Source organism: Streptomyces sp. MMCC 100 (assembly GCF_041538145.2).
Taxonomy (GTDB): domain Bacteria; phylum Actinomycetota; class Actinomycetes; order Streptomycetales; family Streptomycetaceae; genus Streptomyces.
The window spans coordinates 1,064,650-1,086,851 of sequence record NZ_JBGORK020000001.1 but is presented as its reverse complement, the minus strand read 5'-3'; the positions used below and the strand labels follow the sequence as shown (position 1 = coordinate 1,086,851).

Annotated in this window: 18 protein-coding genes and 2 tRNA genes; 3 read left to right on the top strand and 17 right to left on the bottom strand. The window is 72.5% G+C overall.

Going from position 1 to position 22,202, the window contains the following annotated elements:
• Positions 1 to 9 precede the first annotated feature (9 nt).
• From ABS735_RS04980 to leuS, 5 genes are all read right to left on the bottom strand, one after another.
• Entirely contained in the window at positions 10 to 2,649 is a 2,640-nt protein-coding gene (locus ABS735_RS04980; RefSeq protein WP_373900171.1) for a ComEC/Rec2 family competence protein, read from the bottom strand.
• The gene (locus ABS735_RS04975) at positions 2,646 to 3,743 is read right to left on the bottom strand and encodes a ComEA family DNA-binding protein (protein WP_373900170.1); all 1,098 of its coding nucleotides are present in this window, start codon (positions 3,741 to 3,743) and stop codon (positions 2,646 to 2,648) included. Before ABS735_RS04975 ends, ABS735_RS04980 begins: the two co-directional genes overlap by 4 nt.
• A 163-nt stretch (positions 3,744 to 3,906) precedes the next feature.
• The gene (locus ABS735_RS04970) at positions 3,907 to 4,752 is read right to left on the bottom strand and encodes a DegV family protein (protein ID WP_373900169.1); all 846 of its coding nucleotides are present in this window, start codon (positions 4,750 to 4,752) and stop codon (positions 3,907 to 3,909) included.
• Between the two features lie 226 nt (positions 4,753 to 4,978).
• On the bottom strand, positions 4,979 to 5,749 hold the full coding sequence (locus tag ABS735_RS04965; protein WP_373900168.1) for a hypothetical protein: 771 nt from the start codon (positions 5,747 to 5,749) through the stop codon (positions 4,979 to 4,981).
• 187 nt (positions 5,750 to 5,936) lie between these two features.
• Positions 5,937 to 8,837, bottom strand: a complete 2,901-nt coding sequence (gene leuS / locus ABS735_RS04960) for a leucine--tRNA ligase (protein ID WP_373900167.1) — start codon at positions 8,835 to 8,837, stop codon at positions 5,937 to 5,939.
• A gap of 528 nt (positions 8,838 to 9,365) precedes the next feature.
• Between leuS and ABS735_RS04955 the strand changes: the two genes are divergently transcribed.
• Together ABS735_RS04955 and ABS735_RS04950 are read left to right on the top strand one after the other, a co-directional pair.
• A complete protein-coding gene (locus tag ABS735_RS04955) occupies positions 9,366 to 10,637 on the top strand; it encodes a ferric reductase-like transmembrane domain-containing protein (protein WP_373900165.1) in 1,272 nt (423 codons plus the stop codon).
• The gene (locus tag ABS735_RS04950; protein ID WP_373900164.1) at positions 10,634 to 12,247 is read left to right on the top strand and encodes an NADH-ubiquinone oxidoreductase-F iron-sulfur binding region domain-containing protein; all 1,614 of its coding nucleotides are present in this window, start codon (positions 10,634 to 10,636) and stop codon (positions 12,245 to 12,247) included. Before ABS735_RS04955 ends, ABS735_RS04950 begins: the two co-directional genes overlap by 4 nt.
• Before the next feature lie 57 nt (positions 12,248 to 12,304).
• Here ABS735_RS04950 and ABS735_RS04945 read toward each other — a convergent pair.
• The 9 genes from ABS735_RS04945 to ABS735_RS04905 all read right to left on the bottom strand — a co-directional run bounded on the left by ABS735_RS04945 (position 12,305) and on the right by ABS735_RS04905 (position 17,608).
• Positions 12,305 to 12,377, bottom strand: a tRNA-Ala gene (locus tag ABS735_RS04945).
• Between the two features lie 109 nt (positions 12,378 to 12,486).
• A complete protein-coding gene (locus tag ABS735_RS04940) occupies positions 12,487 to 12,720 on the bottom strand; it encodes a hypothetical protein (protein ID WP_055416877.1) in 234 nt (77 codons plus the stop codon).
• Between the two features lie 377 nt (positions 12,721 to 13,097).
• Positions 13,098 to 13,170, bottom strand: a tRNA-Ala gene (locus ABS735_RS04935).
• A 150-nt stretch (positions 13,171 to 13,320) separates the two neighbouring features.
• Positions 13,321 to 13,992: a histidine phosphatase family protein gene (locus tag ABS735_RS04930; protein ID WP_373900163.1), complete on the bottom strand. Its 672-nt coding sequence runs from the start codon at positions 13,990 to 13,992 to the stop codon at positions 13,321 to 13,323.
• Positions 13,989 to 14,435 carry a ribosome silencing factor gene (gene rsfS / locus ABS735_RS04925; protein ID WP_007449501.1) on the bottom strand — a complete coding sequence of 149 codons (447 nt, stop codon included), beginning with the start codon at positions 14,433 to 14,435 and terminating at the stop codon, positions 13,989 to 13,991. Before rsfS ends, ABS735_RS04930 begins: the two co-directional genes overlap by 4 nt.
• Before the next feature lie 83 nt (positions 14,436 to 14,518).
• Positions 14,519 to 16,354 (bottom strand): LCP family protein, encoded by a 1,836-nt coding sequence (locus ABS735_RS04920; protein WP_373900162.1) that lies wholly within the window; start codon positions 16,352 to 16,354, stop codon positions 14,519 to 14,521.
• A gap of 16 nt (positions 16,355 to 16,370) precedes the next feature.
• Positions 16,371 to 17,075: a nicotinate-nucleotide adenylyltransferase gene (gene nadD, locus ABS735_RS04915; RefSeq protein ID WP_373900161.1), complete on the bottom strand. Its 705-nt coding sequence runs from the start codon at positions 17,073 to 17,075 to the stop codon at positions 16,371 to 16,373.
• A 59-nt stretch (positions 17,076 to 17,134) separates the two neighbouring features.
• Complete coding sequence (locus tag ABS735_RS04910) at positions 17,135 to 17,302, bottom strand: hypothetical protein (RefSeq protein WP_373900160.1); 168 nt, start codon at positions 17,300 to 17,302, stop codon at positions 17,135 to 17,137.
• A 144-nt stretch (positions 17,303 to 17,446) separates the two neighbouring features.
• On the bottom strand, positions 17,447 to 17,608 hold the full coding sequence (locus ABS735_RS04905) for a hypothetical protein (protein ID WP_205350983.1): 162 nt from the start codon (positions 17,606 to 17,608) through the stop codon (positions 17,447 to 17,449).
• A 141-nt stretch (positions 17,609 to 17,749) separates the two neighbouring features.
• On the opposite strand from ABS735_RS04905, the gene ABS735_RS04900 reads away from it, so the two are divergent.
• Positions 17,750 to 18,925, top strand: coding sequence for a M48 family metallopeptidase (locus tag ABS735_RS04900; protein ID WP_373900227.1), 1,176 nt, complete (start codon positions 17,750 to 17,752; stop codon positions 18,923 to 18,925).
• Positions 18,926 to 18,936: 11 nt separating this feature from the next.
• Here ABS735_RS04900 and ABS735_RS04895 read toward each other — a convergent pair whose 3' ends face one another.
• The 3 genes from ABS735_RS04895 to ABS735_RS04885 all read right to left on the bottom strand — a co-directional run bounded on the left by ABS735_RS04895 (position 18,937) and on the right by ABS735_RS04885 (position 22,045).
• Complete coding sequence (locus ABS735_RS04895) at positions 18,937 to 20,007, bottom strand: SCO2583 family membrane protein (protein ID WP_373900159.1); 1,071 nt, start codon at positions 20,005 to 20,007, stop codon at positions 18,937 to 18,939.
• 85 nt (positions 20,008 to 20,092) lie between these two features.
• Positions 20,093 to 20,662 carry an SCO2584 family spore wall biosynthesis protein gene (locus ABS735_RS04890; protein WP_373900158.1) on the bottom strand — a complete coding sequence of 190 codons (570 nt, stop codon included), beginning with the start codon at positions 20,660 to 20,662 and terminating at the stop codon, positions 20,093 to 20,095.
• A 96-nt stretch (positions 20,663 to 20,758) separates the two neighbouring features.
• Positions 20,759 to 22,045 (bottom strand): glutamate-5-semialdehyde dehydrogenase, encoded by a 1,287-nt coding sequence (locus tag ABS735_RS04885; RefSeq protein WP_373900157.1) that lies wholly within the window; start codon positions 22,043 to 22,045, stop codon positions 20,759 to 20,761.
• Between the last annotated feature and the right edge of the window lie 157 nt (positions 22,046 to 22,202).

Genomic DNA, 22,202 nt, shown 5'->3' with positions numbered 1-22,202 from the left:
CGTCCGCCCTCAGTCACCCGCCACCCGCAACTCCTTCCCCGTACCGGCGACCGCCAGCGCCCCGTCCCGGTCCGTGCGAAGCACCGTCGCGCCCTGGGCGCGCAGGGCCGCGACCGTGCCGGGGGCTGGGTGACCGTAGCTGTTGTCCTCGCCGCAGCTGATGAGGGCCAGGCGTGGGGCAACCCGACGGAGGAATGCGAAGTCCTGGTGCGCCGAGCCGTGGTGGGCCACCTTCAACACGTCGACACCGTTCAACGCCGCTGCCGCCGGGGAGCGGGCCAGCTCCCGCTGGGCCGGGGGTTCCAGGTCGCCGAGGAGGAGCAGGCGTATGCCCGCCGTCCGGACCAGGAGGGTGACGCTGGCGTCGTTGGGGCCGCTTTCCGTGCCCGGTGCCGTGCCTGGTGCCGTGCCTGGTGCCGTGGTTGTCGGTGGGCTCGGCGGGGGCCACACCACCTGCCAGGACAGCGGGCCGGAGCGTCGCTGTTCTCCGGCGGCGGCTGGCCGCAGAGGGATGCGTCGGTCCGCTGCCTGTCTGCGGACGAACTCGGCCTGGTCCGCGGGATCTTCGAGAGCGGTGGTCTCGATCGCGCCCACCGAGCGGCCCCGCAGCACCCCAGGGAGCCCGGCCACGTGGTCGGCGTGGAAGTGGGTCAGCAGCACGAGGGGGACCCGGGTGATGCCGAGGGAGCGCAGGCAGTGGTCGACCAGGGCGGGATCGGGGCCCGTGTCCACCACCACGGCCGTCCCCTCTCCCGCCGCGAGGACCAGCGCGTCGCCCTGGCCCACGTCGCACATCACCATCCGCCAGTTCGGTGGGGGCCAGCCCTTGATCACCCGGGCCAGCGGGGGCGGCTGCACCACCACGAGGAGCAACAGCAGCGCGCAGACGCCGCACCACCACGGGTGCCGCAACAGGCGCCGGCCTGCCAGCAGCACGCCCACCGTGGCGAGGGCGAGCAGCGCAGCGCCGGTCCAGCTGCCTGGCCAGTCCACTCCCGCGCCCGGCAGCCGGGCACCGGTGCGGGCGATTCCCGCGATCCACTCGGCCGGCCAGCCTCCGCACCAGGCCAGGCTCTTGGCCAGCGGCATCGCCGCCGGCGCCGTCGCCAGTGCCGCGAAGCCGAGCACGGTGGCCGGGGCCACCGCGAACTCCGCCAGCAGGTTGCACGGCACCCCCACCAGGCTCACCCGCGCCGACAGCACCGCGACGACCGGCGCGCACAAGGCCTGCGCGGCACCCGCGGCGGCCAGCGCCTCCGCGAGCCTGGGCGGCACCCCGCGCCGGCGCAACGCCGCGCTCCACCGTGGGGCGATCGTGAGCAACGCCCCCGTGGCCAGCACGGAGAGCAGGAAGCCGTAACTGCGGGCCAGCCAGGGGTCGTACAGCACCAGCAGCAGTACCGCCGTCGCCAGAGCCGGGAGGAGTGATCTGCGGCGTCCGGTGGCCAGGGCGAGCAGGGCGACGGATCCGCAGGCCGCTGCCCGCAGCACGCTCGGGTCGGGCCGGCACACGACGACGAAGGCGAGCGCGAGCAGTCCGCCGAGCAGGGCGGTCGTCCGCAGGTGCAGGCCGAGACGGGGGGCGAGCCCCCGGCGCTCGCTGCGCTGGGCCAGGCCCGGCGGGCCGAGGAGCAGGGCGAGCACGATCGTGAAGTTGGCACCGGACACGGCAAGGGTGTGTGTCAGGTCGGTCTCCTTGAAAGCTTCCTCCAGCTCCGGCGTGACTCGCGAGGTGTCGCCGACGACCAAGCCCGGCAGCAGTGCCCTCGCGTCCGTCGGCAGGTCCTCGGTCGCCTCGCGCAGGCCGGTCCGCAAGCGGCCCGCGAGCCGTTGCGCCGTCGAAGGCTCCGACGTCAACTCCGGTGCCTGCCGGCCCGCCTGCACACGCAGCACCGCGGCGATCCGGTCGCCGCGTTCCCTCGGGGGTGACAGCCGGGCGGAGACGCGGAGCCGGGTGGTCGGCAGCAGGTTCAGCCAGCGGGAACGTGTGGGCTGTGTGCTCGACTGCTCGTCCTCCTCGCCGACGTCCACGAGTACGAGGACCGGCGTCCGGGTTGTCACCGACGTCCCGTCCGTCTCGCTCACCCGCCGCACGTCGGCCTCGATCAGCACCGTGGGCGGCACGGCACGGTCGCCCCGGACGCGCGGCCGGGTGAGGCGGGGGTCGGCCGTGACCTCCACCTCCGCTGTGACGGTGGCGTACTGCCGCGCCAGCTCCGGCACGGGCCCCCTGCGCAGGTCCGCGCCGTGCAGTGCGGCCGAGGCGGCGGACGCGGCGACGCAGAGCAACAGGGCGGCGGCCACCGGTGCGTGGGGCCGTCCGCGCGTCGGCCCCAGCAGCAGTGCCCCGGTCAGGAGCAGCGCGCCCGTGACCACGCCCATCGCCCAGTCGGCCGGCGCCTCCAGCACCAGTGCCGCCGTCGCCCACGCCGCCAGGGCGGGTGGTACCAGGCGCAGGTCCGCGGGGCCCTCCTGCTGGGGGTGGGCCGCACCCAGCCGGTGGCCGGATGCGGCGTGCACGGCAGCGCGCGGGGGCCTCGTACGTCGCTCCCCCGGTCCGTCGAGCCCGTCGAGCCCGTCGAGCCCGTCGAGCCCGTCCGGCCGGTCAAGCCGGCCCGGCCCGTCTACTCCGGTCACGTCCGTGTTCATGGCCGTACGAGGTCCCGCAGGTCGGCGAAGCGGCTCTCGCCGATGCCGTTGACCTCGCGCAGTTCGTCCACCGAGCGGAAACCGCCGTGCTGGGTGCGGTAGTCGATGATGTGCTGGGCGAGGACCGGGCCGACGCCCGGGAGGGTGTCTAGCTGGTCGATGGTGGCTGTGTTGAGGGAGACCGGTGCCGCGGGCGCAGCTCCCGCCGGTCCACTCGGGGCGGGACCTGCTCCGGCTGGGGGCGCGGGCGCCCCGACGATCACCTGCTCGCCGTCCACCAGGAAGCGGGCCCGGTTCAGCCCGTCGGTCTTCGTGCCGGGCCGCACCCCTCCGGCGGCTCGCAGGGCATCCGCGACGCGTGAACCGGCCGGGAGGCTGTGGACGCCGGGTTTGCGGACCTTGCCGCCGACGTCCACCACGATCTCGGTCCCGGCCGTGGCCGTGGGCGCGGCCTTGGACTCGGGCTCGCCGGTGGTGGCGCGGTCCCCGGCCGCCGGCCCCGGTTTCCCCGCTCCGTACGCCGCCGCCTGCCGCACCACCTCGGGTGCCGCCACCGGCTGGGTGCGGCCGGACCAGAAGTGCTGCACCGCGAAGACCGCCGCGACGACGAGCAGCACCGAGACCGCGGCCACGCTGCGCCGCTCCAGCCCGCACCGTGTCTGCAGCCACAGCGGCATCCGCTCCCGCAGCGCCTGCCCGGTCCGCTCCCGCCAGGTCGTCCCGGCGCCGTCGGAGAGAGGGAGGGCGGTGTCGGAGAGGGGGACCGCGGTGTCGGCACCGGCAGGGGCATCGGGACCGGCGGTACCGGCAGGAGCGACGGGGCCGGGCAACGGCGGCCCCTTCCCCGGCCTCCCCTGCGGCCCGTCGTGTCCTGCGCGGTCGAATCCTTCGGCGCGGTCGGCGAACAGCGCCTCCGCCCTCCGCCGCAGTTCCTCCGGCGGCGCGTGCCGGCGGCCGTGCCTGGCGTGCGGGCGGGAGCGCGCGTGGGTGCGGGAGCCGGGTGCGCGGCGGTGGACGACACGGCCGTCGGAGGCCGGGGCGCGGCCCGGGCCGCTGGTCGCGGACGTGATGCGTGAGCGTGAACGAAGAGCCATGCGACGAGGATCGGGCCCCTCGGCGTCCTCGCGATGATCATGGTCAATTCCCGGGGACTACCCACGGGTTGTGGAAAACTCCGGCCCCCTCACGGGTGACCCGCCGGCACACACCACGACCCTCGCCACGCCGCGCGATACCACGCCACCCGGCAGCCAGCCCTCACCGCGACGAGACCACAACCCCCAACAAGCCCGGCCCCGTATGCGCGCCGATCACCGCACCGACCTCGCTCACATGCAGGTCCGCCAGCCCGGGCACCCGCTCCCGCAGGCGGTCCGCCAGGGCCGACGCCCGGTCCGGGGCGGCGAGATGGTGGACGGCGATGTCGACGGGTGCGCTGCCCGCCCGGTCGGCGGCGATCTCCTCCAGCCGGGCGATGGCCTTGGACGCCGTCCGGACCTTCTCCAGGGGTTCGATACGGCCGCCCTCCAGCTGCAGCAGCGGTTTCACGGCGAGCGCGGAGCCGAACAGCGCCTGGGCCGCCCCGATCCGGCCGCCGCGGCGCAGATAGTCGAGGGTGTCGACGTAGAAGTAGGCGGAGGTGCCCGCGGCCCGCTTCTCTGCGGCCGTGACGGCCTCGTCCACCGTGCCGCCCGCCTCCGCCGTCTCCGCGGCGGCGAGCGCGCAGAACCCGAGGGCCATCGCGATCATCCCCGTGTCCACGACCCGTACCGGGATCGACGCCTCGCGCGCCGCGACGACGGCCGCGTCGTGCGTGCCGGACAGTTCGGCGGACAGGTGGAGGGAGACGATGCCGTCGGCGCCGGATTCGGCGATCCTGCGGTAGGTCTCGGCGAAGAGCTCGGGGCTGGGGCGGGAGGTGGTGACCGGCCGGCGTTTCTGCAGGGCCTGGGCCAGGGAACGGGTCGAGATCTCGGTGCCCTCCTCCAGGGCCCGGTCGCCCAGGACCACGGTCAGGGGTACCGCGGTGATGCCGTGCCGCTCCATCGTCCGGGCCGGGAGGTAGGCCGTTGAATCCGTGACGATAGCGACATGGCGGGACATGAGCTGGAGGTTACCTGGCGTAGTGCCCGTACGGCAGTCCGGCCCCGACGACGGGGCGTTCACGGGACCGCGACCGGGTCGGTCGGCCGAGTCGGCCGGTCGGGTCGTCGCGTCGCCTCGGTCGAGTCGGTCGGTCGGGTCGTCGAGTCGGTCGGTCGGTCGGTCGAGTCGGCCAGCCGATCGAGTCAGTCGGTCAGCCGATCGAGTCAGTCGGTCAGCCGCTCGGTCAGGTCGTGCTCTCCGGGCGGGCCTTCTTCTGCCAGGGGTACACCGGGCTCGCGGCGGGCGGGGTGATGGCGGGCCGGGCGGAGTCCCCCTTCGCCGGCTCCTGCGCCGGGGAGCCCGGCCAGGTCTGCCGGGCGGACGCGGCGTCGGCGGGCGGGGCCTCGGGCCAGGACGGCGACGCGGCGGCCGGTCCCGCCCCCGGCCCTGTCCCGGTCTCCGTCTCCGTCGCCTCCGTCCAGTGCCGCAGTGCACCGGCCTCCACGTCGATCTGCGCGCTCAGCGAGTCCAGGTCGTCGTCCGCGAAGCGGCGGGCGCGGTCGCGGGCCGCCCAGCGCAGTGCGTCCGCCGACCGGGTGATGCGCTCGGTGCGCTCACGCAGTCCGGGCAGGCGCTCGGCGAGGGTGGCGCGGTCGGGCTCGGACTCCAGCCGCCGCAGCTCGCCGTCCAGCTCGAAGCCGTGCGCGCTGAGCCGCTCGAAGAGGGCCAGGGACTCCTTGAGGGATTCGTCCTCGGCCACGCGCGCGTGCAGGGCGTCCTGCGTGGCCCGCATGGAGGTGCGCAGCGTCAGCCGCAGCTGTGCCAGCTCGCCCGCCGGCCCCACCTGGACGAAGGACTTGGCCCGCAGGGTGTGGTCCTCGACGGTGCGGCGGGCCTGGGTGATGCCGCGGTCCACGCTGCGCTTGGCGGCACCGACGGCCTTCACCGTGGCGTAGACACCCAGCACGACGGCGAGCAGGAAGAGCAGGGCGAACACTGTGAGCGCTGCTTCCACGAGGCTCCTCCTTCGGACGTCCGGCCCGCGCACCGGCGGTCCACGGCACGTGTCGCGCCGCTCTTCCACGGTAAACGCAACGGGCAGGCCCAGGGTTCCGCAAGAACCCGGAACCTGCCCGTACCGGACCCGGCACCAGCCCCTAGGGGACGCCCCGAAGCGCCTCCCGACCAGCCCCGGACACCGCCTACGCCGGCACGATGTTCACCAGCTTCGGCGCCCGCACGATCACCTTGCGGATCCCGGCCCCGCCCAGCGCGGCCACGACCTTCTCGTCGGCCAGCGCGGCCTTCTCCAGGTCGTCGCCGGAGATGGAGGGGGCGACCTCCAGCCGCGCCTTGACCTTGCCCTTGATCTGGACGACGCAGGTCACGGTCTCGTCGACGACGTAGGCCGGGTCGGCGACCGGGAAGTCCTCGTGGACGACCGAGGACTCGTGTCCCAGCTTGCGCCACAGCTCCTCGGCGACGTGCGGGGCCAGCGGCGCGACCAGCAGCACCAGGCGCTCGGCGACCGACCGCGGGACCGGGCCGCCGGCCTTGGTCAGGTGGTTGTTCAGCTCGGTGACCTTGGCGATGGCGGTGTTGAACCGCATGCCCTCCAGGTCCTGCCGCACGCCGTCGACGGCCTTGTGCAGGGCGCGCAGGGTGTCGGCGTCGATGTCGCTCTCCGCGACGTCCGCCACGGACAGCTCGCCGGTGTTCTCGTCGACGACGTTGCGCCACAGCCGCTGCAGCAGCCGGAACTGGCCGACCACCGCGCGGGTGTCCCACGGCCGGGAGACGTCCAGGGGGCCCATCGCCATCTCGTACAGGCGCAGCGTGTCGGCGCCGTACTCGGCGCAGATCTCGTCGGGGGTGACCGCGTTCTTCAGGGACTTGCCCATCTTGCCCAGCAGTCGGGAGACCTTCTCGCCCTGGTAGTAGTAGGCGCCGTCGCGCTCCTCGACCTCGGCGGCCGGCACCGCGATGCCGCGGCTGTCGCGGTAGACGTAGGCCTGGATCATGCCCTGGTTGAACAGCTTGTGGAACGGTTCGGCCGAGGAGACGTGCCCCAGGTCGAACAGGACCTTGGACCAGAAGCGCGCGTACAGCAGGTGCAGCACGGCGTGCTCGGCGCCGCCGACGTACAGGTCGACGCCGCCGTGCGGCAGGCCCTCGCGCGGGCCCATCCAGTACTGCTCGATCTCGGGGTCGACCAGCCGCTCGCTGTTGTGCGGGTCCAGGTAGCGCAGCTCGTACCAGCAGGAACCGGCCCAGTTGGGCATCGTGTTGGTCTCGCGGCGGTACTTGCGCGGGCCGCGGCCGTCGCCCAGGTCCAGGGTGACGTTGACCCAGTCCTCGTTGCGGGACAGCGGGGTCTCGGGCCTGGTATCGGCGTCGTCCGGGTCGAAGGTCCGCGGGGAGTAGTCCTCGACCTCGGGCAGCTCCAGCGGCAGCATCGACTCGGGCAGGGCGTGGGCGATGCCGTCCTCGTCGTAGACGATCGGGAAGGGCTCGCCCCAGTAGCGCTGGCGGCTGAACAGCCAGTCGCGCAGGCGGAAGTTGACGGTGCCCTCACCGGCGCCGGTGCGCTCCAGCCACTCGGTGATGCGCTCCTTGGCCTCGACGACGGGCAGGCCGTCCAGGGTGACCTCGTCGTTGGACGAGTTCATGATCTTCGCGTCGTACGACGAGAAGGCGTCCTCCCACGTCGCCGGGTCGGTGCCGCGGCCGTCGGTCGGCTCGACGATGCAGCGGATCGGCAGCTCGAAGGCGCGGGCGAACTCGAAGTCGCGCTGGTCGCCCGCCGGGACGGCCATGATCGCGCCGGTGCCGTAGCCCATCAGCACGTAGTCGGCGATGAAGACCGGGACCTGCTCGCCGTTGACCGGGTTGGTGGCGTACGCGCCGATGAAGACGCCGGTCTTGTCCTTGGCCTCGGCCTGCCGCTCGACGTCGGACTTCGAGGCGGCCTGCGCGCGGTAGGCGGCGACGGCCTCGGTCGGGGTGGCGTGACCGCCGGTCCAGGCGTCGTGCGTGCCCTCGGGCCAGGCGTCCGGGGTGAACTTCTCGACCAGCGGGTGTTCGGGCGCCAGCACCATGTAGGTCGCGCCGAACAGCGTGTCGGGGCGGGTGGTGAAGACGGTGATGCGCTCGCCGTCCACGGGGAAGTCGACGCGGGCGCCCTCGGAGCGGCCGATCCAGTTGCGCTGCTGCAGCTTGATGGCCTCGGGCCAGTCCAGCTGGTCCAGGTCGTCCAGCAGCCGGTCGGCGTAGGCGGTGATGCGCATGTTCCACTGGCGCAGCTTGGACTTGAAGACGGGGAAGTTGCCGCGCTCGGAGCGGCCGTCGGCGGTGACCTCCTCGTTGGCCAGCACGGTGCCCAGTCCGGGGCACCAGTTGACCGGCGCGTCGGAGGCGTAGGCCAGGCGGAACTCGCCCAGCACGTCGGCGCGCTCGGCCTCGCTCAGGGTGCTCCACGCGCGCCCGGGGTGGCCCGGGACCGCCCGCTCACCGGAGGCGAACTGGGCGACCAGGTCGGCGATCGGGCGAGCCTTCTTGGCCTCGTCGTCGTACCAGGAGTCGAAGATCTGCAGGAAGATCCACTGGGTCCACTTGTAGTACTCGGGGTCGATCGTGGCGAACGACCTGCGCTTGTCGTGACCCAGGCCCAGCCGGCGCAGCTGGGACTTCATGTTCTCCATGTTGGCTTCGGTGGACACGCGCGGGTGCGTGCCGGTCTGCACCGCGTACTGCTCGGCGGGCAGGCCGAAGGCGTCGAAGCCCAGGGTGTGCAGGACGTTGTGGCCGGTCATCCGCTGGAAGCGGGCGAAGACGTCGGTGGCGATGTAGCCCAGGGGGTGGCCGACGTGCAGGCCCGCACCGGACGGGTACGGGAACATGTCCATGATGAACTTCTTGGGCTTGGCGACCAGCTCGGGGTCGCCCGCCAGGTCACCCTTGGGGTTCGGCGCGGCGTACGTCCCCTCGGCGTCCCAGAAGTCCTGCCAGCGTGCCTCGATCTCGGCGGCCATGGCAGCCGTGTAGCGGTGCGGCGCGGCGTCCGCCGACACAGGGGCGGTCGCCGCGGGGTTCGTCTCGCTCATGATCCTCAAAGCTCCATCGATCGTCTCTGCCAGCGGCTGCGACCTTCATGACCAGCGGCTGCGATTGCCGGGAAATGAAAAATCCCCTCGCACAGGAGGGGACGCCGCGCCGATTCCGGCCACCGGACTACGACCGGGGTCGGGACTGATCAGCGCGGCTCGCTAAGCAGAAGGCGTACGGCACGCATGGCGTCAGGGTACCGCAGTCGCCGAGCGGGCCGCGACGGGCTTCCGGGGCACCGGAATCCGGGGCCCGGGTTCCGGAAACCGGGGGCGAACCTGAACCAAGGTCAAAGGTTACTTCGCGTAACGACTGCTAAGGGACACCAGCACGAGTGCGCAGTCATTTGATAACAACGCAATAACTCAAACCTCCTACCCACGGGTATGGCGCCACTTAGAGTGCGGCAGCGGGACCGCTTTCCCGAACCGCTCCGGAGTTGCCCCCATGAACCCTCCCCCGATCCACCCGCGCGGCACCAGCTCGCCGCCTCCCCTCACGTCCCTGACGTGGGGAGGTCCGTCGTCATGACGAACGACAGCACGATGGACGACACCTTCGCCCAGTTCCTGAACTTCGGCGCCGGCGTCCTCTCCCTCGTCTTCCTCAGCTGCTCGGTGATCTGGGGACTCCTCGCCCAGGACCGGATCGTCCTCGACACCCGGCAGCGGATCCTGGCCCAGGCGGTGCACCGGACCACCGCGGTCGCCTCGGTCGTGTTCCTTCTGGTGCACATCGTGGTCAAACTCGTCCTCGACCACACCACCTGGGTCGCCGCGGTCCTCCCGTTCGGGCTCCTGGCCACGGACGACGAGGCGTTCGGCGGCCGGGCCGTCCTCATCGGCTTCGGCACCCTGGCCAGCATGCTCATGATCTTCGTGGGGGTCACCGGAGCCCTGCGCAACCGCTTCGCGTCCCCGGCCCCGGTGGCGGCCCGCTGGCGGGCGATGCACATGCTGGCCTACCCGGCCTGGTGCCTGGCCCTGGTGCACGGGCTCTACGCGGGTCGAGCGGCGAAGCCGATCTTCATGATCCTCTACGCCCTGTCCGTGGTCGGCGTCATGGCGGCCCTGGCCCTGCGTGCGGCGCCCCGCCCGGTCAAGCGCAAGGTCGCCGACCGGATCACCGGCCTCCTCGGGTCCGGGGAGCGGCCCGCCCGCGAGGAGAGCGAGGAGGGGGCGGAGAGCCGGTCGAGGGGCTCCGCCGCCCTGCCGGGCTACGAGCGTGCCGCGGCGTCCGCGGCACGCGGCGCGTCCCCGTCCGCCCCGCTGTACGAATCCGCGGAGCGCCTCACTCCCCCGGAGCCCGCGGGCGGCTTCGCGGCGGCCTACCGCGCCGTGTCCGCTCCCTCGGGCGCGCGCCGGCCGCCGCTGACGGCCGACCCGGCCGCGTCCGGCGGGCCTGCGGACCTGCGGCCCACCGAGGCGATGCCCGTCGTGGACGGCGGCGGCAGCACCTCGGGCAGCTGGCCCATACCGTCGCCGCCCCCGGTCGGCGAGGCACCCCCGTCCGTCTACGACCCGCTCAACGACACGGGCCACACCATCCCGGTCTACGGCAGCACGGACGCGGCGGACCACTCCGCGAGCTACTCCGCGCAGTACTCCTCGGGCTACGGCTCGAGTGACGTGTACGACACCCGTGAGACGAACGCGGTCTACGACACGTACTACCCGGGCGACACGTACAACAGCGGTCCCGCCCCTGAACCACCCCCCGGTGCGCCGTCGTCGTCCTACGACTTCGACGCACCGGGTTCCGGCGAACCTTGGAACACGCCTTCCGGAGGCTTGAATTGAACGAGGCCCTGCCCGACGTCCCAGAGGTCCGGGTGGTCGGGCTTCCTCAGCTCACGTCGGGCTTCGACCTTGTCGAGCGCCTGGATCTGCCGATGCACCTCAAGGTGCACGGTCCGCTCGAACCGATGGGCGGGGAGCAGCTCGCGCAGCTCTCCGAACGCATCAACCTGAAGGGCCGCGGCGGCGCGGGCTTCCCCTTCCACAAGAAGCTGCGCTCGGTCGCCGAGGCGGCGATCAAGCGCGGCGTACGGCCGGTCGTGGTCGTCAACGGCAGCGAGGACGAGCCGGCCTGCCGCAAGGACACGGTGCTGATCAACCGTGCCCCGCACCTCATCCTGGACGGTGCGCTGCTGTGCGCCGAGGCCATGGGCGCCCGCACGCTGGTCATCGGGGTCACCCGCGAGTCCACGCAGCGCTCCATGGAGGCCGCGCTCGCCGAACGCGGGCTGAGCAACGGCCGCCGGTCCGCCCTCCGCGCGCGCGTGCAGCGCAATCCGGTACGCATGGTCACCGGCGCGGCGGCCTCGCTGATCCGCTCCATCGACGGCGGCCCGGCGATCCCGCCGGGCCGCAAGGTGAGCGCCTCCAGGAGCGGCGTCGGCGGCGCGCCGACCCTGCTGTCCAACGCCGAGACCTTCGCGCAGCTGGCGATCGCCGCCCGCATCGGCCCGGAGCGCTACGGCAACACCGGCCTGTACGACGAGCCGGGCACCGTGATGCTCACGGTCTCCGGCGCGGTGGCCCGCCCCATGGTGATCGAGGTCCCGACGGGCGTGCCGCTGCGCTACGTCCTCCAGCTGGCCGGCGCCCCGCCGGTACCGCAGGGCGTGCTGACCGGCGGCTACCACGGCAAGTGGATCGACGCGGCGACCGTCGACGAGGCGATCGTCTCCCGCAACTCGCTGCAGCAGGTGGGCGGCTCGCTCGGCGCGGGCGCGATCCTGCCGATCAGTCAGGACACCTGCCCGCTGGGCGAGTCGCTGCGGGTGGCGCAGTGGCTGGCCGAGGAGAGCGCGGGCCAGTGCGGCCCCTGCTACCTGGGCCTGCCGGCGGCCGCGCGGGGCCTGGAGGACATTCTCAACGGCGGTGGTCCGGCCGCTCTGGAGGCGGTCAAGCAGGTCGCGAAGAACGTGAAGCGGCGCGGCGCCTGCTCGCACCCGGACGGCTCGGCGATGTTCCTGGAGTCGACCGTCAAGGCGTTCACGGACGACCTGGCCGCCCATGTCCTCGGCAACGGCTGCGGACGGCCCGTGGAGGGCGTTCTGCCGCTCTTCGAGGGCGGCAGGGCCCCCACGGGCATCCCGGGCGGCGGCGGGGAGGAGAACGGCCCCAGCCGCCAGAAGATCTACGTCGACTGGACGCTGTGCCGGGGGCACGGGCTGTGCGCGGACATCCTGCCGGAGGTCTTCCAGCTCGGCGCCGACGGCTTCCCGACCGTCGCGCAGGCCGAGGTGCCGCGCTTCGCGGAGGCCAAGGCGGTGCGCGCGGTGCGCCGCTGCCCGGCGCTGGCGCTGCGCATCGAGGAGGACACCCGCGCGCAGGCGCCGTCCTCGCGCACCAACCTGCCGGTGCTGTCCCAGGGCCGCGGCCGCCGGGCGCTCGGCCGCTGAGGCACGGAGACGAACGAACCCCCCGGATCGAGGATCCGGGGGTTCGTCTGTGTGATGTGGAGCTAAGGAGAATTGAACTCCTGACCTCCTGCATGCCATGCAGGCGCTCTACCAACTGAGCTATAGCCCCTTGCCGTCTGCCGCCCGGTCTCCCCGGCGGCGACGCCAACATTACACGGTCGACCGGGCACAACACCAAATCGTTTCCGGTATGCCCGTTCCGTCCTCTTGTGGGGGTGTCAGGCCGTCACGAACGAGTAGAACCGCTTGAGCGTGCAGTGCTCCTCGAGGAGCCGGCCGTAGATCGGCTCGCCCTCGAGTTCGCGGTACGTCTCGATGGGGTCGCCTTTTATGATCAGCGCCCGCGCGCATTCCTCGCACCAGTACTGGTAGTCGGGGTTGACCGGTTCCATGTCGCGCACGATGGGCGTGCCCCTGCCGCACCAGTCGCACTTCCGCCTGTGTGCACCCATCGATCAGCTCCAGCTGTGGCCGCAGGCCGTGCACACGTAAGAGATTCCGCCGTTGTCGCCGAGGACTTGGGCCACGTGCCCAGAACCGCAGGAAGGGCAGCTGAGACGGGTGAGCGTGTTCCTCGCCACCGCTCCGCCGAGGAGGTGACCGACCTCCTCGAGGATGCTCCCAGGCATCGCCACTCCCTCCCGTCGGGCCGCGGTCCCCTTCCGGCCGTTTGATTCTGCCACGACCGGGCCGACCCGGTCAGCGACGCCTCAGTACCGGTCCGGACACGGAGTCCACAGACGTATACGCCTGTGGGACGCGTGTTGCTCAAGCGAGCGGAGACGAAAAATCCCGCCCCCCGAAGGGGACGGGATTCGTCCGTGGGCTGTGGAGCTAAGGAGAATTGAACTCCTGACCTCCTGCATGCCATGCAGGCGCTCTACCAACTGAGCTATAGCCCCTGGTGCCACGCGACCCGGGCCGCATGGTCCTTCACTTCGTCCGCTCCGCTCGGCGGGGCGAACAAGAAGAACTTTAGCCTGCGACCTGCCGGAAAGTGAAATCCGGGTCCCGGGCCCACCGGCCACGGCTGGAGGGCCGGCCGTCGTCGCTCAGACGTCGTCGCCGATCACCGGTTCCGGCAGCGTGCCGGCGTTGTGCTCCAGCAGGCGCCAGCCGCGGGCGCCCTCGCCGAGGACGGACCAGCAGCAGTTGGTCAGGCCGCCGAGGCTCTCCCAGCTGTGCGGCTCCAGGCCGAGCAGGCGGCCGATGGTGGTGCGGATCGTGCCGCCGTGGCTGACCACGACGAGGGTGCCGTCCTCGGGGAGCTTCTCGGCGTGCCGGAGCACCACGGGGGCGGCGCGGTCGGCGACCTCGGTCTCCAGCTCGCCGCCGCCGCGGCGCACGGGCTCGCCGCGCTTCCAGGCCGCGTACTCGTCGCCGTACCGGGCGATGATCTCCTCGTGGGTCAGGCCCTGCCAGACGCCCGCGTAGGTCTCCCGCAGGCCCTCCTCCAGGGTCACCTCGAGGCCGGTGAGGACGGACAGCTCGGCGGCCGTGTTCGCGGCGCGTGCGAGGTCGGAGGCGACGATCGCGTCGGGCCTGAGGTGCACGAGCAGTCCGGCCGCGCGGCGGGCCTGGGCGACGCCGGTCCCGGTCAGCTCGACGTCCGTGCTGCCCTGGAAGCGGCGCTCCACGTTCCACGCGGTCTGGCCGTGCCGCCAGAGGATGACGCGCCGGCCTCGGCCCGGCTTTCCCGCCGTCACCTCACCGGTGGCGCTCATCGCCAGTCCTCGTCGGTCCGCGTCGCCTCCTCGGCGGCCTGGAGCTTCGCGTGCTCCTCCGCCTTGCCGCGGGTCTCCTTGGCGTCGGCGGGCAGGTCCAGCTCGGGGCAGTCCTTCCACAGCCGCTCCAGGGCGTAGAAGACGCGCTCCTCGCTGTGCTGGACGTGGACGACGATGTCGACGTAGTCGAGCAGGACCCAGCGGGCCTCGCGGTCGCCCTCGCGGCGCACCGGCTTGGCGCCGAGTTCCTTGTTCAGCCGCTCCTCGATCTCGTCGACGATCGACTTGACCTGGCGGTCGTTGGGCGCGGAGGCCAGCAGGAAGGCGTCCGTGATCGACAGCACGTCGCTGACGTCGTAGGCGATGATGTCGTGCGCGAGCTTGTCGGCCGCTGCCTGGGCGGCGGCGTTGATGAGTTCGATGGAGCGGTCGGTCGCGGTCACTGCCTGGCTTTCGGGTCGGCGGTCGGTTGACCTCAAGGGTCTCACGACCGCCGGCACGGGCCCACGCGAAGAACCTGCGCCCCCTACGACGCCGGCTTGTAGTCCTGGCCGAGCACCACCGAGACCCGCGCGTTCGCGGAGACCTTCCCCTGGGATACGGAGCCGGTGGGCAGGCCCAGGGTCTTGGCGACCTGGACGGCGTTCTCCTTGTCGGCGGCCTCCGCGTAGACGACCTCCGACGTGGCCTCGGTGCCGGAGGCGGTGCCGCCCGACACGAAGGTGAAGCCGCCGTTGAGGAGGACGACGCGGGCCTTGCCGGTGCGGTCCTCGACGCCGGTGGCGTTGCGGACCGAGACGCTGACGGCCGCGTCCTTGTCGGGGCTCTTGGCGGTGCCGCCGAGGACGTCCTTGACGACGCTGTCACTGGCCTCGGCGCTGAGCCCGCCGCCGTCCTGGACGGGCAGCAGCGCGGTCTTGAAGTCGCCGCCCTTGGCGCGGTCGGAGAGCCCGGCGAGGAAGGTGCCGAGGTCCTTCTCGGTCAGCGGCGGGTCGAGGATCATCCCGAGGGTCTGGACGGTGGTCGTCGCGGCCTGCGGGTCGGAGGACAGCTTGCGCAGCACGCCCTGCATGACCTGCCCGAACCGCTGCAGCTGGGCATTGGCTTCCTCGCCCTTGCCGCTGTAGGTGGCGTAGGCGACGGCCATCTTGCCGCTGAGGGTCTGGCCCTCGCCCTTGTGCACGAGGGGCGCGGCGCCCTTGTCCTTGGACTCCGGGTCGGGGACGTCGGCGTCGGTGTCGACGTCGATGTTGCCGACCAGGTCGACGAGGATCTGGAGGTAGGGCGTGTCCAGGCGCCAGGTGCCCTCGATGTCGGTGCCGAGGGCGGAGTCGAGCGCGGTGCGGGTCGCGTCGGGGCCCTCGTCGTCGACGGACTTGGCGAGCGTGGTGGTGCTGCCGTCGTCGCCGGTCAGGGCGAGCGCGTTGGGCACCAGCACGGCGGTGCCCTGCTTGGTGGTGGTGTTGTTCACGAGCAGCGCGGTGGAGGTGCCGCCGCCCTTGGTGTCGTGCAGGTGGACGGCGATCACGTCGCGCTTCTGGGCACCCGCCGTCGTCGTACCGCCCGTCTTGTCGTCGGAGGAGGACAGTCCGGGCAGCTTCCCGGCGTACCAGAGGTAGCCGACGCCGCCGACCGCGACCAGCGCCAGGACGACGACCAGGGCGACGATGCGCGAGCGTGCGCGGCGTCGGGCCTCCTCGCGGCGTTCGGTGCGGTTCTCCGTGAACTTCATCCAGTCGATGACGTCCTCGGAGTCGCCGGTCGGCTCCTCGACGAAGGCGAACTGCTCGGTGCGGTAGTCCCCGCCGGAAGCGGGAGAGGGCTCGTCGGTGTCCGTCCACTCCCGCTCCTCGGGCGGGCCCGCCTGTTGCGGGATGTGGGCGGTCTGCTCGGCGACCCTGGGCTGCGGGCCGCTGGTCGCGGCCCGGCCGTAGGGGTCGTACGGCTGCTGCGGGGCCGGAGCGCCGCCGTGCGGACCGGTGGGGTGGCCGCCGTAGGCGCCGTAGCCGGGCGCGGGCGGCTGGGGCGGCTGCCGGCCGGTGTCGTAGCCGCCCTGGGCGCCGTAGGGGTCGTACGGCTGCTGGACGGGCTGCTGGGTGCCCGTGGCGTACGGGTCGTAGCCGTAGCCCTGCTGCCCGTACTCCTGTCCCTGCTGCCCGTACTGCTGCCCGTGCTGCCCCTGCTGCTGGGCGTACGGGTCGTACTGCTGCTGCCCGCCGGGCTGGGCCGGCACCTGGCCCTGGGTGTGGCCGTGGCCCTGGGTGTGCCCCTGGGCCTGGCGGTACACGGGGCGGCCGTACTCGTCGTAGCCGACCAGTTCGTACTGGTCGTCGCCGTATCCCGCGTCGTATCCGTCGTTCACCGGTGCCCCTCTCGGCTCACTCGCCGCGGTACAGCTGGCGTTTGTCGATATAGCGCACGACTCCGTCGGGCACCAGGTACCAGACGGGTTCGCCCTTGGCGACTCTCGCACGGCAGTCCGTGGAGGAGATGGCGAGGGCGGGGACCTCGACGAGCGAGACACCGCCCTTGGGGAGTCCGGCGTCCGTGAGGGTGTGGCCGGGCCGGGTGACGCCGATGAAGTGGGCGAGGGAGAACAGCTCCTCGCTGTCGCGCCAGGTGAGGATCTGGGCGAGGGCGTCGGCCCCGGTGATGAAGAACAGGTCCGCGTCCGGGTTGAGGGCGCGCAGGTCGCGCAGGGTGTCGACGGTGTAGGTGGGGCCGCCGCGGTCGATGTCGATGCGGCTGACCGAGAACTGCGGGTTCTCGACGGTCGCGACGACCGTCATCAGATAGCGGTCCTCGGCCGCGGAGACCTCGCGGTGGCTCTTCTGCCACGGCTGCCCGGTCGGCACGAACACCACCTCGTCGAGCTGGAACTGCGCGGCGACCTCACTGGCCGCCACGAGGTGACCGTGGTGGATCGGGTCGAAGGTGCCGCCCATGACGCCCAGGCGTCGCTTGCCCGACGGCGGGCCGCCGCCCGGACCGTTGACCGGGCCGGTGGCGCGGGCGGGCACCGCGTTCTGCGTGCCGCGCGCCGACGCGTGCGCCGGGCCGGTAGGCGTGTCGTGCTCTCCCATGCGAGCAGACCCTACCGGCCCGCCCGGAGCGACCCGGTCGCGCCCACGGAGCCGGGCGCTCAGCGGTCGCGGTTGAACCGGGTGGTGATCCACAGCAGGAACAGCAGGATGGCGAGCGCACCGAAGCCGGTGACGTAGGGGCTGAGGCTCTCGTGGTTGCCGCCGTGCTCCTCGCCGCCCTCGGCGGCGAGGGTGACGAACTGGGCGGCGCTGAGGGGAAGGCTCATCTTCGGCAGGACCTATCCGGTGTGGGCGGGACAAGACGTCCGCTCATCGTATGCGGGCGCCCCGCGGGCGATCACGCCGACTCCGCCGTTGGGGACGGGGCGACGCCGGGGCGCGGCGGGTCCGGGGGGAACCTTCGGATCTCCTCAGTCGTCCTTCTGCTTGTACCCCCGCAGCAGGAACCACGCGGTCAGCACACAGCCCACCACCATCACGATCAGGACGATCCGGAGCAGATTCCCCGGCCCCTGCTGCTCGGCGGCGGTCGCGGCCCCGGCGAGCCAGTCGGCGTGGGGGATGTGCTGCATGGTGTGGACTCCTTCGACGTACTGCCCGTCCACGGTATATCCACCTAGGCTGGACCCGGCTCCGGGGGCGCAAAGGACCGCACAAGGGTTCGTAAAGGCCAGACATACGTACAGGTCACACATACGCACATGGGGGAAGAGATGTCCGACGGCCACGACAACGGGCACGAGAACGTGCCGAGCAGGCAGCGCAGGCGCTTCCCCGGAATCTCCTCGCGTGCGTACGAGCATCCGGCCGACCGCAGCGCGCTGGTGGCGCTGCGCAAGCTCAGCGGCTTCGACACGGTCTTCAAGGCGCTGAGCGGCCTGCTGCCCGAGCGGAGCCTGAGGCTGCTGTTCCTGTCCGACTCGGTGCGCGTCTCGGACCGGCAGTTCGCCCATCTGAACGTCATGCTGCGCGACGCCTGCTACATCCTGGACCTGGAGAAGGTCCCCGCGATGTACGTCAAGCAGGACCCGGCCCCGAACGCGATGTGCATCGGCCTGGACGAGCCGATCATCGTCGTCACCACGGGCCTGGTCGAGCTCCTCGACGAGGAGGAGATGCGGGCGGTCGTCGGGCACGAGGTCGGCCACGCCCTGTCCGGGCACGCGGTCTACCGGACGATACTGCTCTTCCTGACCTCGCTGGCGGTCCGGGTCGCCTGGATCCCGCTGGGCAACGTGGCGATCATGGCGATCGTGACCGCGCTGCGCGAGTGGTTCCGCAAGTCGGAGCTGTCCGCCGACCGCGCGGGCCTGCTGGTCGGCCAGGACCTGCAGGCCTCCATGCGGGGCCTGATGAAGATCGCGGGCGGCAACCACCTGCACGAGATGAACGTGGACGCGTTCCTGGAGCAGGCCGAGGAGTACGAGGCCAGTGGCGACCTGCGCGACTCCGTGCTGAAGATCCTCAACGTGCTGCCCCGCTCGCACCCGTTCACCACGGTCCGGGCCGCCGAGCTGAAGAAGTGGGCGGCCTCCCGCGAGTACCAGCGGACCATGGACGGCCACTACCCGCGGCGCGACGAGGACAAGGACACCTCGGTCCGGGACTCCTTCCGGGAGTCGGCGTCCAGCTACGCCACGCATGTGCGCAACTCCAAGGACCCGCTGATGAAGCTGGTCAACGACATCGCGGGCGGCGCCGGTGACCTCGGCGACCGGATGCGGCGGGGCTTCGGCGGCTTCGCGGGCTCCCAGCCGAGGCCGCCCAAGGACGGGGGCGGGCCGGCGGAGGGGCCCGATGACGGTCCCCAGGGGCCTGAGGGGCCTGGGGAGCCCGAGGGCGGCGCTCCCGAGTCTCCGCGGGACGGCGCACCGCGCGACGGCGCCTGATCCCGCCCCGCTCACACCTTCGGCTGGGCACCCTCGGCGAGGCTGCCGCACAGGGCCGTGGCGTTGTCCGTGGTGTACGGGTCGGTGCCGGCGGGGACGCCGGCCCCGGCCTCCTGGCCGGCCAGCAGCGGGCGCAGGTGGTTCGCCGAGTCCTCGGCGCAGGACAGCGGCCCGGCCTGGACGTAGGAGGCGACGAGCCGGGTCTGGTGCAGCCGGAGGTCGTCCCGGTCGAAGCGGAAGTGCAGCTCGCGCCGGACGGTGAACAGCGACTCCTCGGCCCGGGCGTCGCCGGCCGGCCGCAGCGCGTAGACCATGGTGTGGTCGGCGGTGACCTCCAGGGTGGACGCGTCGCTCTCCACGATCCGCAGGCTGCCGTCCACCCGGATCTCGGGATCGGCCAGCTCGGCCCGGGCGGGGTCGAAGCGGATCAGCCATCCGGTGGGCGCGTGCCGGCCGTCCGCGGCGGGAGCGTCGAAGCTCTCGTCGAACTGCCGGAGCTGGTCCGGATCCAGCAGCACCCGCACCGAGCGGGCCTGGCCGCCGCCGAGCACGTCCGGGTCGAGCGCCGAGCGCACGATGTAGTTCTTGGCGGTGGTGAGCGCGTTGAGCACCTGGTCCTCGGAGAAGTGCGCCGTGCGCCGGGCCCCCGGCAGCGGGACGCCCTCGGCCGCGGTCCGGAAGTGCGCGGCGGGGCTGTGCGCGTACAGGAACGCGGCGTCGTCGGCGCCGGGCACCCGGTCCCGCGGGGCGAGCGGGACGAGGGTCATCCGCGCCGGCTCGGCGGCCCGCTCCCCTGCGGGGCTCTGGTACGGGTGCCGTACGCCCATGTAGATGGCGGTGCCGAAGGCGACGGCGATCAGCAGGACGAGGATCAGTGCCTGCCGGGACAGTCCGGCCCGGCGCAGGGGCGGGCGGCGGCGTACGGCGGGCGCGTGGTCGGTGATGCGCTCCTGGGCGGAGAGCTCCTGGAGCCGGGCAGCGCGCACGAACGATTCGTCGAAGACGACGGATCGGTACTCGTCCTCTCCGCCTCCGGGGGCGCCGTCGGGCGTTCCTCCGGGCGGACCGCCAAGCCCTGCCATACCTTCAGAGTGAGTCTGCGCAGGGGCGCGTAAACGCGCCGGTGCCAGTCAAGTTGGGACAGCTTGGCGCCGTCCGAGGGGCAGGTCAGGGGCTGCGCGGAATCACCGACACGGCCGGCTGGGAGTAGTCGGCGGAGGCCGAGGGCGTCACGGTGCCGCCCTGTTCGGGGCCGGTCGAGGCGGGCGGCGGCACCTGCTGCGGGCCGCTGCCCGAGGAGGCGCCCCGGTAGACGGCCACGAAGGCCAGCGCGACCATGCCGATGCCCATCGCCAGGGCGAGCAGCCAGGCGACGGGCCGGTGCCAGCGGACCTGCTTGCCGTAGGCCGCGGGAGCGCCGTACGGGCGGTCGAGGAGGTCGCGGTCGTCGTCCGGGTCGTCGAGGTCGGGATCATGGCCGAAATCGCCGTACCCGTCGTCGTAGCGCTCGGCTCTGCTGCGGCCGCGGCGGGCCGCTTCCGCCTCGGTGGCCTCGGCTCTCGCCTCAGCGGCGGCCAGGAGGCGTTCGACGGCGGTCGGCTCGTGCACCGCGGCCGCCTGTACGAAGGCCTCGTTGAAGACCACGGAGGCGAACTCTTCGTCCGACACCCCGCGGTCGTGGTCGTCGTCGGGCTCCCTGCCGTCCGGGAACGGCGTGCCCCCCACGTCCTCCGGCACGGGACCAGACTAGACCTGGGGGGTCGTTTTGGGCAGACGGCGGGGAAATTCATCCGGTGGGTGAGATGCCCCGATCGGTGCGCCTGCCGCCGGCCGTCAGCGGCGTACGTGTCCGTCACCGGTGACGATGTACTTGGTGCTGGTCAGCTCCGGCAGCCCCATCGGGCCCCTGGCGTGCAGCTTCTGCGTGGAGATGCCGATCTCGGCGCCGAAGCCGAACTGACCGCCGTCGGTGAAGCGGGTGGAGGTGTTCACCGCGACGGTGGTGGAGTCGACCAGCTGGGTGAAGCGCCGGGCGGCCTGCTGCGAGGTGGTCACGATGGCCTCGGTGTGGCCGGAGGTCCACAGCCGGATGTGCTCGACGGCCCGGTCCAGGGAGTCGACGACGGCGGCCGCGATGTCGTACGACAGGTACTCGGTCTCCCAGTCCTCGGGGGTCGCCTCGACGACGGTCGCGCCGGAGTCCTTGGCGTAGGCCATCACGCGTTCGTCGGCGTGCACGGTGACCCCGGCCTCGGCGAGGGCGTCCAGCGCGCGGGGCAGGAAGTCGGCGGCGATGTCCTGGTGGACCAGGAGGGTCTCGGCGGCGTTGCAGACGCTGACGCGCTGGGCCTTGGAGTTGATCAGGATGTCGACGGCCATGTCGAGGTCGGCCTGCGCGTCGACGTAGACGTGGCAGTTGCCGGTGCCGGTCTCGATGACGGGGACGGTGGACTCCTGGACGACCGTGTTGATCAGCGAGGCGCCGCCGCGCGGGATGAGCACGTCGACCAGGCCGCGGGCCCGCATCAGCTCGCGCACGCTGTCACGGCTCTCGCCGGGCACCAGCTGCACGGCGTCGGCGGGCAGCCCAGCACCGCCCACGGCGTCGCGGACCACCCGGACCAGCGCGGTGTTGGACTGGTAGGCGGAGGAGGAGCCGCGCAGCAGCACCGCGTTGCCGGACTTCAGGCACAGGGCGGCGGCGTCGACCGTCACGTTGGGCCGGCCCTCGTAGATGATGCCGACCACGCCGAGCGGCACCCGGACCTGGCGCAGGTCGATGCCGTTGGGCAGGGTGGAGCCGCGCACGACCTCGCCGACCGGGTCGGGCAGCGCGACGACGTCGCGCACGTCGGAGGCGATGGCGCGGACCCGCTCCGGGGTGAGGGTGAGCCGGTCGATGATGGCCTCGCTGGTACCGGCGGCGCGGGCCTTGGCCACGTCCTGGGCATTGGCCTCGACGATCTCGCTGGTACGGACCTCGAGCGCGTCCGCGACGGCGAGCAGCGCGTCGTCCTTGGCGGCCCGCGGCAGCGGCGCGAGGTCGGCCGCGGCGGACTTGGCCCGGTAGGCGGCCCGGGCGACGGGTGACATCGAGTCGTACGGCGAGAGCGTGGTCATGGGGGAAAGCGTAATGGGCCGGGCAGGGACGCCCACGGGTCGTTCCGAAGCCCGAGACACACGCCTTCCGCGACCGAACCGGCGCCGCACCCTCAGGCGAGCCGCTCCGCGTAATGACTGGGCAACCAGTGGTCGCGGGTCCGTGATCAGCCGGGGA

Coding starts and splice junctions, on each gene's coding strand:
- ABS735_RS04980 (WP_373900171.1), bottom strand. CDS start 2,649: ATGAACACGGACGTGACCGGAGTAGACGGGCCGGGCCGGCTTGACCGG.
- ABS735_RS04975 (WP_373900170.1), bottom strand. CDS start 3,743: ATGGCTCTTCGTTCACGCTCACGCATCACGTCCGCGACCAGCGGCCCG.
- ABS735_RS04970 (WP_373900169.1), bottom strand. CDS start 4,752: ATGTCCCGCCATGTCGCTATCGTCACGGATTCAACGGCCTACCTCCCG.
- leuS (WP_373900167.1), bottom strand. CDS start 8,837: ATGAGCGAGACGAACCCCGCGGCGACCGCCCCTGTGTCGGCGGACGCC.
- ABS735_RS04955 (WP_373900165.1), top strand. CDS start 9,366: ATGACGAACGACAGCACGATGGACGACACCTTCGCCCAGTTCCTGAAC.
- ABS735_RS04940 (WP_055416877.1), bottom strand. CDS start 12,720: ATGGGTGCACACAGGCGGAAGTGCGACTGGTGCGGCAGGGGCACGCCC.
- ABS735_RS04930 (WP_373900163.1), bottom strand. CDS start 13,992: ATGAGCGCCACCGGTGAGGTGACGGCGGGAAAGCCGGGCCGAGGCCGG.
- nadD (WP_373900161.1), bottom strand. CDS start 17,075: ATGGGAGAGCACGACACGCCTACCGGCCCGGCGCACGCGTCGGCGCGC.
- ABS735_RS04910 (WP_373900160.1), bottom strand. CDS start 17,302: ATGAGCCTTCCCCTCAGCGCCGCCCAGTTCGTCACCCTCGCCGCCGAG.
- ABS735_RS04905 (WP_205350983.1), bottom strand. CDS start 17,608: ATGCAGCACATCCCCCACGCCGACTGGCTCGCCGGGGCCGCGACCGCC.
- ABS735_RS04900 (WP_373900227.1), top strand. CDS start 17,750: ATGTCCGACGGCCACGACAACGGGCACGAGAACGTGCCGAGCAGGCAG.
- ABS735_RS04895 (WP_373900159.1), bottom strand. CDS start 20,007: ATGGCAGGGCTTGGCGGTCCGCCCGGAGGAACGCCCGACGGCGCCCCC.
- ABS735_RS04885 (WP_373900157.1), bottom strand. CDS start 22,045: ATGACCACGCTCTCGCCGTACGACTCGATGTCACCCGTCGCCCGGGCC.